This is a genomic window from Enterocloster lavalensis, assembly GCF_046603895.1.
GTDB classification, from domain to species: Bacteria; Bacillota; Clostridia; order Lachnospirales; family Lachnospiraceae; genus Enterocloster; species Enterocloster lavalensis.
Genome location: NZ_CP176637.1, coordinates 838,148 through 852,480 on the forward strand (window position 1 = coordinate 838,148; position 14,333 = coordinate 852,480).

General features: G+C 44.1%; 12 protein-coding genes. All 12 read right to left on the minus strand.

Annotated features, from left to right (window positions below):
- Positions 1-49: 49 nt before the first annotated feature.
- Positions 50-460, minus strand: coding sequence for a recombinase family protein (locus tag ACK2JC_RS03675; RefSeq protein WP_048931281.1), 411 nt, complete (start codon positions 458-460; stop codon positions 50-52).
- A 94-nt stretch (positions 461-554) separates the two neighbouring features.
- Positions 555-899, minus strand: coding sequence for a type II toxin-antitoxin system PemK/MazF family toxin (locus ACK2JC_RS03680; protein ID WP_048931282.1), 345 nt, complete (start codon positions 897-899; stop codon positions 555-557).
- 934 nt (positions 900-1,833) lie between these two features.
- On the minus strand, positions 1,834-2,244 hold the full coding sequence (locus ACK2JC_RS03685) for a sigma-70 family RNA polymerase sigma factor (protein ID WP_048931283.1): 411 nt from the start codon (positions 2,242-2,244) through the stop codon (positions 1,834-1,836).
- A gap of 2,656 nt (positions 2,245-4,900) precedes the next feature.
- Positions 4,901-5,131 (minus strand): hypothetical protein, encoded by a 231-nt coding sequence (locus tag ACK2JC_RS03690; RefSeq protein ID WP_092364917.1) that lies wholly within the window; start codon positions 5,129-5,131, stop codon positions 4,901-4,903.
- Between the two features lie 36 nt (positions 5,132-5,167).
- Entirely contained in the window at positions 5,168-5,761 is a 594-nt protein-coding gene (locus ACK2JC_RS03695) for a class I SAM-dependent methyltransferase (RefSeq protein ID WP_117634114.1), read from the minus strand.
- Entirely contained in the window at positions 5,758-6,570 is an 813-nt protein-coding gene (locus ACK2JC_RS03700) for an ABC transporter ATP-binding protein (protein WP_092364911.1), read from the minus strand. Before ACK2JC_RS03700 ends, ACK2JC_RS03695 begins: the two co-directional genes overlap by 4 nt.
- Positions 6,567-7,613 carry a FecCD family ABC transporter permease gene (locus ACK2JC_RS03705; RefSeq protein WP_002565657.1) on the minus strand — a complete coding sequence of 349 codons (1,047 nt, stop codon included), beginning with the start codon at positions 7,611-7,613 and terminating at the stop codon, positions 6,567-6,569. Before ACK2JC_RS03705 ends, ACK2JC_RS03700 begins: the two co-directional genes overlap by 4 nt.
- Complete coding sequence (locus ACK2JC_RS03710) at positions 7,613-8,797, minus strand: nitrogenase component 1 (RefSeq protein WP_092364908.1); 1,185 nt, start codon at positions 8,795-8,797, stop codon at positions 7,613-7,615. The genes ACK2JC_RS03705 and ACK2JC_RS03710 overlap by 1 nt, the downstream gene beginning before the upstream one ends.
- A 39-nt stretch (positions 8,798-8,836) precedes the next feature.
- On the minus strand, positions 8,837-10,162 hold the full coding sequence (locus tag ACK2JC_RS03715; RefSeq protein ID WP_117634113.1) for a nitrogenase component 1: 1,326 nt from the start codon (positions 10,160-10,162) through the stop codon (positions 8,837-8,839).
- The gene (locus ACK2JC_RS03720) at positions 10,159-10,935 is read right to left on the minus strand and encodes an AAA family ATPase (RefSeq protein WP_092364902.1); all 777 of its coding nucleotides are present in this window, start codon (positions 10,933-10,935) and stop codon (positions 10,159-10,161) included. Before ACK2JC_RS03720 ends, ACK2JC_RS03715 begins: the two co-directional genes overlap by 4 nt.
- A gap of 40 nt (positions 10,936-10,975) precedes the next feature.
- Positions 10,976-12,097: an ABC transporter substrate-binding protein gene (locus ACK2JC_RS03725; RefSeq protein WP_092364899.1), complete on the minus strand. Its 1,122-nt coding sequence runs from the start codon at positions 12,095-12,097 to the stop codon at positions 10,976-10,978.
- Between the two features lie 1,488 nt (positions 12,098-13,585).
- Positions 13,586-14,146 (minus strand): DUF6176 family protein, encoded by a 561-nt coding sequence (locus ACK2JC_RS03730; RefSeq protein WP_242956342.1) that lies wholly within the window; start codon positions 14,144-14,146, stop codon positions 13,586-13,588.
- Positions 14,147-14,333 lie beyond the last annotated feature (187 nt).

The following is a 14,333-nucleotide window of genomic DNA, read 5'->3' on the forward strand; positions in this document are numbered from 1 at the left end:
ACTATACCGGACCTCGTTCGTTTCTTTCTTCTGTTCCATGGCCTGCCTCCTAATGAATGGATAAATTCGGACTATCTTCCGGTACCGCTAATGCCGAGTCCTTTAACACAGAAGTGCAAAGCACTTCAATCTTCCCCTGTTTCGGCGAATAAGCCTCCACACCAAAGTTCTGTAAAAACTCTGCATAGACAATGATGTCCTTTGCATTGCGACTCAGACGGTCGGGACCGCTCACCACCAGGATATTCACACCCCCTTGTGATACCGCATCGGTCAATGCCTGGAGTCCGAGCCGGTTCATATCCCGGCAGGAACCAATGTCCTGGGAATGACCGACTACCTCCCACCCCATGCGGGAGGCATATTCGGTTAGCTTCTGGTCCTGCCGCTTCAAGCTCCCATACCGGTCCTCCGGTGCATCGATCCGGGTATATACCCATGCTTTTTGCTTTTCGTTCATAAGATCCTCTCCCTCCTATTCTGGACTACAACGTTCAATCGAACTTTAAATATATATACGGCTCGGCTCTTTCTGTGGTTTCGTTGTTTTCCGTCTAACTAAGGCCGATGCTGATCCGCAGCGCATGATCTACCTGCTCCATATCCTCTTCCGGTAACCGGCCTATGCACTCTCTCAGGCGGACACGGTCAATGGTCCGGATCTGCTCTAACAGTACAACGGAATGTTCTTTCAGGCCGCAGTGGCTTGGACTGATTAGGACATGAGTCGGCAGCGGATGCTTGTCCTGTCTGCTAGTTACGGCCGCTACGATCACGGTTGGGCTGAACCGGTTGCCCATGTCATTCTGGATCATCAGCACCGGCCTTATGCCGCCCTGTTCGCTGCCGGTTACCGGTGTCAGGTCTGCATAGTATAAATCGCCTCTTAAAATATTCACTTTGGTTATCCTCTCTCATGTCTGTTTTTCTGAAAACAAAAAATCCCCTCACTTGTATTTAGCAAGGGGATGAAACTCTATGTAGTTTTATCCCGTTCTCTTTTAAAACCAGACTTTACTCAAGGGATAGTTTTCCTGCTCCTTTTGGTAATCCTCTCACTGCTGTTTCCAGTCGATGCTGTCATGCTTGCAAGGGTTGTGATGGACCGATTCTGCTCTCCCAAATCGGATATACATTGCTACTGTCTTTTTGCTATCATTTCTCATGATCGCTTCCTCCTCTGATGGTCTATTCTTTCTGTACCACATCATATCTGGCTTATCATAAAACAGCTATCACCATATCTAATAAGTACGCTTTGCCAATCTGACAAAGATTCAGCGTTTCAGTAAAAATATATCTGATGGCGGCGCTTAAGATACAGCTGCCGCCACACAATATAAAAACGTACTTGTTCTTCATTTCATTTTTATTAAATACTTTATGCTCCTATTCGGCACACCTCCCCGGAGCCTGGCAGTCGATTACAACCAGCCCTGGCAAGGCCGTCATAGGCACAGCTTCTTTTGCTGCCTCAGCCGGGATCTCCGGCTGCCGCCCTCATTGCGTGATCCCTCGGTCAAGAGGGGCTGTGACTAGACGGAAGTATCATCATAGGCTGCCCAGGTCATGGCGGTATGGCCCGGCCACGGGCCATTTAAAGAACAGAAAAAACCGCTCTGCACCTTCGATATGATAAGATTAACAGGACACTAGAGATCCTGCAGGTGGTCGTGGCGTATCTTTCTATGCCGCTTTCGCTTTCGCGCTGGACAACTAACGTATCGTAATCGCTGGATATAAAGTTTTCAAAGAACAACGGGGACTGAATAAGCCCCTTCACTCCTATAAAGGAAAAAGTGAAGGGGCCCACAACCTCAGAAAACAAAAAATTTATTCTATTTTTTCACGGAGCTTTCTCAGAAGCCGTTTCTTCCGCTTACTCACTGCCTGCTGGGTAACTCCGAGACGGGCTGCCAGTTCGCCTTCCGTAATCCCAGAAAAGAACAAAGCATCAATCAACAGCCGTTCTTCTACGTTCAGTTCTTCCAGCGCCTGATACAGTCTGCGGTTATCTTCGGCCCGGATCATTTCCTCCTCAATTCCCGGAGCCGAACGGACCACACGGTATTCCGTGTTCACCCCTTCCTCCTGGAACCGTTCCAGCGACATCTCGATCTGCCGGATGACACGATTCTGATATCGTTCCGCCTCACGGGCTTTATGATAGGCATAATAAACTTCTCTGCTCACTTCCACACGTTCTCTCTGTACAATAATGGTATAATTCCTTTCTTCCGCCATAGGGCTTGTCCTCCAATTCTTAAAATATGAAATGAAGAACAAATCCGGAGGTGAACGACACCTGGTATTTTGAGCAAAAATGCAAAGAAAATGCTGATTGAGTAAATTATCAGCCCTGGATTCCTGCCTTTTTTTCTTATCTTTTGTCTGTTTTAAATACATTCAATTTTCAAACATTAGACATCTCTATATCTAACAGAAGCAGCGAAAAACCAACATATCAAACTTCCCGTACATCAGCTGTACTCAAGGAGATCTGTTCTTTATGACCATGTCAGTAAAACCTGTTCTTCATGTTTTTTATCTACTAAATCCAATGTATGAAAAATGACCAATCATTACAAATAAGGTAAGGAGCTCAAATTAAACTTTTTTAACTACTATATAAATAAGCCACCTACCTAATTATATTTCCTACTTATTATCGATTCTTTTATATGTCAAAATCACATTCATTAACATTTAAAAAACCTGTTTTTTACTCTAATCTGTTATTTATAAAACTTGAATAACGGTATAACGATCGCTCAGACTAAATATTAACAAATAATGCATCTCTGCAAACTACTATATAATCTTCATAATAAGATGACGAATTCTATATTTTCATATTACTTTTTAACAAATGGCATAACTTTTCGTAGTGAAATTATTCTGTCTCAATCTACACATATAAATAGAGTAACAGGACACCATAGCTCCTGTAAGCTGACAGAGAAGTCTTTTTTTCTATACCAATTGCCGTATTCGCGCTAGACAGCTAACGTAGTGAAATCGTTGAATATAAAGTTTTCAAGGAACAACAGGAACTAAACAAGCCCCTTCACTCCTATAAAGGAAAAAGTGAAGGGGCCTACAACCTCATATAACAAAAATTTAGTTTTATCACGGAGCTTTTTAAGTCTTTTCTTAATGCCTACTCACCATCTAATGGGTTATTGGAGGGTAGTGTACCTTTCATTATCCCTGTAGAGGATAGTCTTTTATTTAACAATTGCTCTTTTAAAAATTTGATAAGGTCTGTAGTTATTATACGGATTATTTTATCCTGCATTCCCAAAGCTAAATGCAAATACGTAATTATAATTTTTTATTTTAGAATCATTCCAGATACATTTCCAGCCCAGAAACTTTCTCTGGCTATGGAGTGGCAAAATAGTATTTTGTTAAGCAAGGCGCTTATAAATCATTATACTTAATAATAATATTTGTTGCGCAATATATAAATGTATAAAATCTCAAAATTATGTATATATCAACCTTTTTACTCATACCAATGTCTTCATAGATAAAAATAATTTTTGTAGAGCAACCTGGTAATTATCAAGAAAAACAGTATAACCTTCCCTACTATTATGGGATAATACTCCTTGTACATTGACCAAACCAGCACTACACTTGCTCTCCAAATCATCTAAAACCTTTTATTCCGCACATAAAACAATCATCCTTTTTATGTACTTGTTTCGACCATAAAAATTCGTAACGTTGTATAAATGATTCCATAAATTTTTTTATCTTCCAATAGATTTTAAAACATCCATTCTTCTAAATTCAGTTAGCATCATACCATCCACAACAATAAAAACTGTCATATCAATAATAAGCGTTATGGAAAATACGCTATATACACCAAATCCGGCAATATAAGGCATGATGATAGGCCGCAGGTTGTAGATGGCTATTTGGCGAAAAATAACCAGAACACTCGCGTAGCTCTGCCAAGAGACTGCATCAGAGGCAGAATCACAGTTCAGACTCCCAATAAAATATATTACAGTAGAAACAGACGGAAATCCCCTACACCCAGTTCCACTACGGACGGCGTTGTAATAAACATAGAGAGAATTGTCTTCGGTACTAACATAATCGTCAGTTAGCAAATAAACACTAATAAAATTGCTGTGATTGCAAATACTTTCGTAATATCCTTTACCCGGTCGCACTGTTTTGTATTGTAATTGGTTCCGAACGCTGGCTGATATACCTGAGAAAGTCCTATAAAGGAATAAATGCAAAAGGCACTACCCGGTATGCCACGCCGAGTATAATCTGCCATGTATCTCCGCCATGCTGCGCCGCAAGATTATAAAGTACAGTTTGCTATACCAGTATCGTCACCTGCATCAGCATCGCAGAAAAACCTACTCCAAATGATTCCCGAGAAAAGCGTTTTTTCAATGCGAATTGCATTAATTCTTATTTTTTCGCTTAAAATACCAAAGAGAAGCCATTGCATACGCGCTCTGCGAAGCCACCGTTACATATGCAGCTCCATCAATTTTCATGCCATAACGTTTTGAAGTAAAATGAACATCAGAGCTTCCCCAGAATATGATTTATTGGAAACTATTCGTGTAATTTTAAAAATCGGAGTGTTTGCCTTTAAAGGAGCATACTGACGTGATCATGGGAAACGGATAGTTCAGTGAGGCTGTGTTAATAGATTTGATCGTGCTCAGCCAAACTCTCCCGTCTCCATTGTGATCAATATTGCCAGATATATAAGCGGTCAGTAACAGGATTACCTGGATTCATCTGCACCACTTTGGTTATTGTTCTTCCCTCTTTTCTGAACTTGCTAATCGTGGCTTCAGCGCTACGGGAATGGATCACAAAACGACCGTTCCAAGCAATTTTACGAGGAGCCAAAACATCACTGTTTAGTGTGAGCATAGCTAACGGAGCTTTCTATGATATTGGATACCTTGATAGCAGGCACTAACGGTACAGATATGCATCCTGTAGTATTCTTATCCTGTTGCCGCTCTTCAGCACTGGTCATCACAAATTTATCAATCGCGCGTTCCCACTTCTCCTGACGAGCATGATCGCGGATATTTGATACAATATCTCCTATCTTGTAATAAAAAATAAAAAACTCCATCGGTGTCGGACAGAGCTCCTGAAACGATGGAATTTTCTATTTTTTTACTTCCAACCAACACCCTTTGGATATATCATCCTCGAGAATGATGCGGTAATCCGACAGCATGGCCTGCCGGGCAAAGGCATCGTAATCTTCAAGAGTATATTGGCGGGGGGAAGTTGTTCTATCTGAAGCAGACATGGACCCATAGATCCTGCGGCGCATGGTTTCCGGCATATACCGTCCGGCGCCCACGCCGACAATGGCACATCCACCAGGCTTCAGTACCCGATAAATTTCAGTTATTCCCTGGACGGGAACCGGCCAAAAGCCGATAGAACCACGACACATGATAAAATCCGCCAGGTTATCCCGTAAAGGCAGTTTTTCCACATCAGCGCACAGGGTAGAAATTCGGTTATCCACCCCCAATTCACACAGGCGGTTCTGTGCGGTCCGAAGCGCTTCTCCGTCAATATCCACCAAAATCAGGTCCATTGCTGTTACTTTTGCCAGCTCAACCGCCAGATTTCCAGGTCCTGTTCCAATATCTAAAGCCACACCGGCAGACAGATTGTAATCGTCCAGAAATTGCTGGATCAGGAGCGGATACATTGGTTGCATAAAATCATAGCTAAACGGAATCATGTTATGCCACCTCCTCTGCTGTGAGAAGCAATACGGTAAGGAAAAATGTTCTGGTGTTCCTGGCCATCTGCTTGAAAAGAAACAATTTTGGAACGCACAGAAAAGAATCGCTCAATATTTTCCTCGTTAAGCAAATCCTTTGTCGCACCAAACAGTTTTTTCTGTCCCAGTCCCAGCATTAGAGTCTGATCCGATATATTAAGGGCATGATTTGGAAAATGCGTGTTGATCAGGCAGGCGGCGTTCATTTCACGCGAAGCACGCTCAATGGCATCCAGAATGCGAAGTTGGTTTTTCATGTCCAGATTGGATTCCGGCTCATCTAACACCAAAAGCTGAGGTCTGGAAATTAGCGCTCTGGCGATCATCACCATCTGAAGCTCTCCTCCCGAGAGCTGATTGCAGTATCGGTCAATAAGTTTCCGACACCCTAGCAAGTTCAGAAGCTCCTCTGCCTGATCGTACTGCGATTGATCAGGAACCTTAAAAAAGTTTTGGCTCGCGTTCAGGCCCATTACCACCATGTCGAGCACACGGTAAGAAAACACGCTCCGCTTCGCCTGCGGTACATAGCTGATCACTTGCCAAAGTTCCTTTTCTTTATAAGTCCGCAGGGGTTGGCCCGCAATAAAGGTTTCCCCTTGCTTCCAATGGAGAAAGTCCATAATGCATTTGAGCAACGTGGTTTTTCCAACTCCGTTTGGCCCCAGAACCGTCATGACCTTATGCTCTTCCAGCTCGAAGGAGATATCGGACAATATAGACCGGCTGTTGTAAGAAAAGCAACCATTTTTTACCTCTAAAATCATGTAGAACCTCCTGAAGTCTTTCGTAGCATCCACGCAAAAAAAGGCGCTCCAATGATCGCGGTTAGAATGGAAAGCGGGATCTCCGCCGCGGTGGCAGTACGGGCAATAGTGTCGATCAATAGCAGGTAGAGCGCACCAAGAAGCGCGCTGGCTGGTAATAATGCACGATGGTCATTGCCAACAAGCATCCGTCCAACATGAGGAATAACCAAACCGATCCATCCGATCACACCGCACAGAGAAACCGTCACACCGGTCATCAGTGTGGAAAGCACGATAACAACAGAGCGCAGACGATGAACATTGACCCCCAACGAACGAGCCTCTTCTTCATCCAAAGACAGAAGATTCATTTTCCAGCGCAGCGTCAGAAGTACTGCAATGCAGGGCAGGATGATCACGCACGAAACGATGATATCTTTATAAGAAGAACTGGCCAGACTTCCCATCAACCAAACTGTAATGGCTGGCAATTTTTCCTGGGGATCCGAAACATATTTAATAAGGGAAACCAGTGCGTCAAACAATGCCTGAATAATAACACCCGAGAGTACCAGAGTAAACAACTCCGTCCGACCATTTACTTTTGAAACCAGAAAAACCATGAGTACAGCCAGCAGTCCAAACGTTAAAGCGGATCCCTGAATAATGAGGGTGCTGGTAGACAGGAGAATACCTAAAGAAGCTCCAAAACCCGCGCCGGAGGAGACACCCAGAATGTCCGGGCTAACCAGCGGATTCCCGAAAATAGCCTGATATGTAGCTCCCGCCACAGAAAGCCCCGCGCCAACAATCATCCCCATCAATAGACGTGGAAGGCGTGAGCCCAGAATAACACTAACCCCAAAAGGATTCTCCGCCTTCAACGCCTCCAATGCCTGTCCATCCCGAAAGAGGGCTACTCCCATAATTCGGAAGGCTTCCAAAGGAGGCACCGAATAGCGCCCCACACATAACAAAATCAGAAACACGCCGGTCAATGCCATCGCCAACAGCAATACCATAGCACATTGTTTCGCTCGACTCAGTTGCGCACTTCTCATCACACGCCCTCCCGTAAAGCGGCATCCAGCAGTTCCAGGAACTTATCACCAAAGGGGCAGACCTGACTGGTCCATCCAAGGCGACTGGAGACTGCAACATGAGGAAGTTCCACATAACCGGTGGGGCTGTCGGCCCAATCCAATTCTCGGAAAAAGCCATCACCGATAACCAAATCATAGCGCCCAGAACGAATTCTTTCTTCAAGCTGCGCTTCGCTGATATGAGCCTGATCTCCAGAACGCATCAGCTGCTGGTCTGCGTCAAACAGGGTGCAAACGTCCACGGAAGTAAATTCTCTATCCAGTTCTAGGGATTCCCGCACACTGTTTGCCAAGAGCTGTTCACCGATGACCAATGCACAAAGTCCTTCATATTTTTCAACAGTCTTCTCCTCTTCTTCCAGAACAGGAACCTCGGATAAGAGATTTTCCAACTGAATCAGGAACCGTTGCAAGGGTTTCCGGCCAGAGAAACTTCCCGCCAGCCAAGACATTGCATACTTGCTCTCCAAGTATCGGCAGACGGGCAAGGCTGAAACCGTAAGAGCAATGTTGCAGGCCGCACTTACACTACCGCTAATCTCCTCCAAAGTGCTACCCATAGCCCATACAGAGCAAACAGTGAATCCTGCATCTTCCAAAACCTTGCGAAGGACATCCACATTCCGCTGATGGGTCAGGTCCAAAGGAGTGGCTCCAATGAGATTTACTGAGCGAGGAAGCACGTCTGTCCGGTGTTCAGGCAAAAAGGTTTTAGCCAACCTCAGAAGCGCCATTGAAACGCCGCGATCGTAAAAATCCGTCCCTTTGGTAGGAAAACTCATTGCTTTCTTGCCTGTTCTGTTTTCAACCAATTTGGCAAGAGCACGATAATCCGTTCCTAGAACGGCAGGAGAAGGACTACCTAGCAGTGCAAAAAACTTGCTGTCCAACCATTCATCTGCAGAAAGAAGTTTATTTAAAAAGATGCTATCATCTCCGAATACTGCCTCGGCGTCATCTAAATTAGATGTAAACACCCGGCTGCGCTGGTCAAACCATCGAGGTTCATCATAACCAGTGTAAGTGCCTGTGCATCCACCCGCATCATGGATAGCTAAAATACCACCCAATTCAAACAGAGTGCTACATACGCCAGAAAAATCCGGAGACAGCGTGGGTAAAATCGAATAAAAACCTCGCATAGAGAACCTCCTAACAATTGTTTATGAAAACAAATGGCTTTACACCACAAGTCCCTTGGTGTAGAGCAAAGCCCGGGCAGAAATATCACTGTTCAAAGCATCCTCCACGCCCTGAAGGAGAGCAGTAAACGCTTCAAAACCGTAGTGTTGGTCATCAGCGTCCAACGTAAACAATTTTGAAGACGGGCACACATAGGAGGCGGAAAAACCAATTGTAACATCTGCTTCTTCCGGGACAGCTTCCGCCATAGACATACTCGGATGATAGCTGGTATATACTGGCACATCGGGAAAACTCTGCTTCAACTGAGCGATCGATTCCCATTCATATTCCATAATAGCATCACTGAGCAGGAAGCTGATCTCCACTCCACATAGAGCCAGTGCCATGGCGATTTCAAAGGGAGAGCCGTTAACTCCAATTCCAACGCCTACCCGCAAGCCTTTCAAACGCCTCCGCCACTGAGAGATACTATCCATGCAACTCTCGTAGCAGGACTGCCAGGAAACTTTTCGTTCCAGGAAGGCTTCCAGCCCTTCATAGCCACGGCGGATCCCTTCCGGATGGTAGCGGATGAACTCTTTATGCCAGGGAATACCCAGATGACGCTCCATCTCCTGGCAGGCGACCCGACCAAAGGGCTTGATGAGCAAATTGTGACTGCTATGTCGCATTTCCATAAACTGCTCAAAGGTCTGGCAAGCGCTGAGCTGAAGCACCTTTTCGAACCCCGCCTCATTCATCAGGGAGAAAAACTCACCGTTCGGATTAATAGGCGAAAAGTGTCCAATCACATTGAGCGTGTCTTTGGGAACACGCGTATTCTTCTCCTTACAGAGAAAATCATAAAGACTGCGCTGTATATTCAGAGCTGGCGGCATACTGCTATTGGCTGTGATGGGATTCATGTGGCAATCCACAAAGGGCATCCCATACCGTTCAGTTAGACGGCGACACAGATTTTTGTAATCAGAGGCCAATAAATCATCGATGCAGGAGGCACAGATAAAGAATGCAGGAGGACGCTTCGATAGACAACTCAGAATGTCTTCTACAACAGCAGGAATGCGGTCCATATGGCTACCCAAGACCAAATCTTCCTCGGTAATATCCATGTAACGAATGCGGCTGCGCAATCCCAGCTGTATGCTGGAAACGGAGCCATGTCGGCCACAACCATGCGGCGCCACGAACAACAATACACTTTCCGGTACCAGCATCGCGGTTCGGACAATTCCCCATCCTCCCGCACTGGGTGCGCTGTAATGAAGGCAGGGTCCACTGACCACTTTTCCTTTAGTGCCTAATTCCGGCGCGGCGGGGTCAAGATTCGCGATCGTCAGGTGATATAGTTCTTTTTTCATACAGCACCTTCCTTCTGTTCCTCCACAGGTACCATAATGCGTTTGGCGATGTCGATGATGGTTTGAGAAACAGGAAGTTCAGAATCCATCTGGACCACGGTCATATTTTGCTCCTCGGCTCGCTGAATGTCGGAATCTCTCGGGACAACACCAATGATCTCTGTTCCGATCCGTTGCACAAAATCCTCAACAATGGCAATCTCATCGGGGACATTTCGACAGTTAAGAACGATTCCGCGAAGCTTAGCGTAACCGCGTTCCTGGAAGTTGTCCAAGGCCTTCTTGATATTAGCAGCGGCATATAGCGCCATTTTCTCGCCAGAGGTCACAATCACCACCTCATCAGCATATCCCTGTCGAACGGGAACTGCAAACCCACCGCATACCACATCGCCAAGCACATCGAAGAACACATATTCCGGGGCATAAACCTGAAATGCATTAAAATCGTCCAGAGTATCAAAGGTCTTGATAATGCCGCGACCAGCACAACCGCTTCCGGGTGTGGGGCCACCAGCTTCTACGCAGACGATCCCCCGATACCCCTTGACAGAAATTGCATCAAGACTGGGGCAAAGTCCGCCGTATGCCTGCAGTACGTCCATTACCGAGGTAAGTTCCTGACCTGCTCTCAAATTTAAAGTGGAGTCCGCTTTGGGATCGCAGCCGATCTGCATGACCCGTTTGTCCATTCCTGCAATCGCCGCGGCAATGGATGAGGTCAGGGTAGACTTCCCAATACCGCCTTTTCCGTAAAACGCAATCTTTCTCATAAATTCACACTTCCCTGCATAAATTTTCATTAAGTTTTATTTAACTCTGAGTATCACCCAAAATCTCAGCTACCATCTCATCTGTCAGCGTGAATCCGTACATCTCCTGATAAAAGTCACGCAGTTCGGTCTCCATATCCATATCGCCAAAAAGCTCAGGATGCTGAATTTTGGCCATCCATTTGATCGTCAGAGGAGTTTCAACTCCAGGGGGATCCCAGCGGTATCCACCGATAGGAATTTTATAGACCTCGCCATCCTTGACAGCCCGAACAAGGGACCAGTCCTGACCTTCCAGCTTGTTTTCCAACAAGTCGGAGGGCTGCAGATCGGTGAAGTTACCGATATATATGATCTCAGGGTTCCACAAATAGATCTGCTCCATATCAACATTCAGCTCTTCGCCAGACAGGTCTCCCGCAGGGTTGATAGCACCGCTGTTGTCCCATAAGTAATAGCCGAATCCCTGACCAGCAACCTTCAGATTGTCGGAAAGCTGTAGGATGCTTCTGAATTCAGAAGTGTTCAGAGTGGCAACTCTATCACTTACCTCCGCCACCTGAGCATAGAAATAATCGATCAACTCTTCTCCGCGTTCTTCCTGCTGATACAGAGAGGAAATAATGCGAATCCAGGTTTCCAGATCGTCCATAGTGCCATATTGGAGTGCAATGACTTTCAGACCTGCGTTTTCCATCTTTTCGATCTCTTCGGTCATATAGTTCCACTGAAAAACCACATCGGGTTTCAGCTTCAGCAACTCCTCTATATTGACTACGAAGCTAGTGTCCACCCAACTTGTGTCAACCTTAGCCATAGTAGGATACATATGCCGCAGCGCACTATCTTCGTAAGCAATCACGGAAGAAGGATTACAACCGACCATGTAATCATTATTCCCCATTACAGCGTAGAAGATATAAGGGAATGGCATGATCGTTGTAGCCAGTCTCTGGGGTGGTTCATCAAATTCAATGGTGCGTCCCAGTTGATCAGTGATCACAATTTTATCACTCTCTTGCGCGGACCTGTCCTCTTTATCAATTGTCTGAGTGAACAAATCCTCTGCTGTCGAAGTTTCCATCTGTCCTCCATTGGAGCAGGCACACAGAGATAGTCCCAGTACACACGCCAATAACAGAGATAATACTCTTGTTTTCATCTATAGTCCTCCTTCTGTCAATTAATCAGTTAGTTTTAACTAACCATTCTGTTAAAAAAGTCTCTCACTTGGAATGCGAAATATAAACCCCGTCAGTTAGTTTATACTAACCTTTTTCGACTTTACCACTTCCATCCAGAAATGTCAATACCTAATTTCATTTTTGACCAAATATCTAGTATACCGGCGCACGAATTAATTCTACAAAACAATCCCGGAACCGTCAAAAAACTCGGGATGGCAACATTTAAGAACGTGGCATCTCTGCGAGAAAAATTATCATGTTGTCAGATTATATAAAAATTGCTTACTTTTATTGATTTCAGCAACTCAAAATATACAAACCAGAGCAGCCATAAAAACTCCAGACTTATACTGGTGAGTAGTTTTACTTATATGTGGTTGGCAACAATTGTATGATTCTTTGAAGTTTCTTTATGTTTACTGCGTTAGCTCTGTCATTGACAAACACAGCGCTCATTCTCTGTGCTCTCAAGTCTCTTATGTCTGATATATAGGTATTTCCATCAATCATGTTGGCAATTGCTTTTTTATTACCGATGCTAATGTCGGCCACGTTTATTAAAAGAAGGGTTAGTGTTTCATAGCCCAAAGGTACGAAGATGTGGTAGTGGAAAATACCGTACTACGAGAAGGTCCTCACAAAAATGCGATTTCCAAACATTATATAGGTTGCCAAGAACAGCACAATTCTCTTTTTTGTATCCAACTTTCTGTGCTCTTGCACAATAGCACAGAGACCATCAATGGACTTCATCATGTAGATGCAGACACAGACAATGCAGATCTTTACAGACCGTAGATATCTCCTAACACGGCAGCATCTTCAGTAACTTTATTGTATGTGTAAGGAGAATGGGATCTGTATTATTCGTGAGCCAGATTATAATACCATTTACAATAACCTCGATCATATGTGAATTGTCAAAGTTCAATGGAGTCTGCTACTGAAATGCTGCAGCCGATTCCAGAACTACATCCGAAACTATATCAAGACTACATCCTATTTAGGCAGAGGAGTCTCATGGTGGCCATAATTAGGTTCCAGGATATCAGTGGATTCTTTACAGCATTTGCTAACCCAGTTGTAAAAAGTACTTAGCACAATGCCTTTTTTATGACACCAGTCAGTGCGGCATTCATTAATAAGTTTTATCTGTTCCTGCATAAGAACACGTTTGTTATGAGTAGTTGTCATAACCTATACTCCAAAATGAGTCAAACAAGTTGAGCGCTAAACTTGTTGACTGTTTTTTGAATTATAATGGGTATGCTATCTCCAGACTTCAACTGCAATTGAAAGGTACTTTTACAATGTTCCAAAGAGTAGAGTGTGTTTATTTTTCTGAGGATATCTGGCAACGGTATAAACTCTTCTAAATGACATTTTCGCATCAATTACCGTAGTAGCTTTTGCATATAATTAAACAACGGACCATCGCAAAAAAGGATGATCCGTTGTTTTTATCATTTTTTCGAATGAAACACAGAAAAATCTCCCAAAACCAAGACAGGACTCAATTGTGTACAATCCTCCAAATCGACACAAACGCTCATGTATTCCATGTGTTTTGCATCCAATGGATTGCCGCTGTTTTCTGCAGTCTTAGCGGCATAGTCCAAGTCATCGGCCAATACAAACATATAGGCATATGCGGCCCCATTTTCTTGATTTAAAAAATAAATCTCCAAATGCTCTTTTTCATTTTTTAGTGTTTTATTTCCTTCTTCCTGATGTTCTTGAAGAAAAGCAATCCACTCCTGGGCCATTTCTTCCTTGCCATCTTTGATTCTCATACGCCATAACACAATATCCATGGAAACACCTCTTTCTATATTGGTTTTAACTCTTTGTTTGATATGTTTTCTTCCCTCAGAATGAAAAACAATATTTACAGCGCTCTTCCATAACCCTCGGAGCATGTATGAGCACAGTTTTTCATTTCTACTAGCCACTTTCAATGCATCAGACAAAATAGCCAGATGTACAATGTGATATTCGTACAGCCCCATATTCTTTAATAGCAACCGTATCTTCTCTACTCGCTCCTCCTACAAAGGTTGCATCAAATTTCTTGGTATTATGACAATGCCTCTGTTTCCATAAAATGTTTCACTGAGTAACCCGATAAACATACAAAATCTTTTATTTTCCCCGCTAACCATCCGCATGTAAACCGGAGTACTGAGGAACATGAGAATTTTAACGGACAGC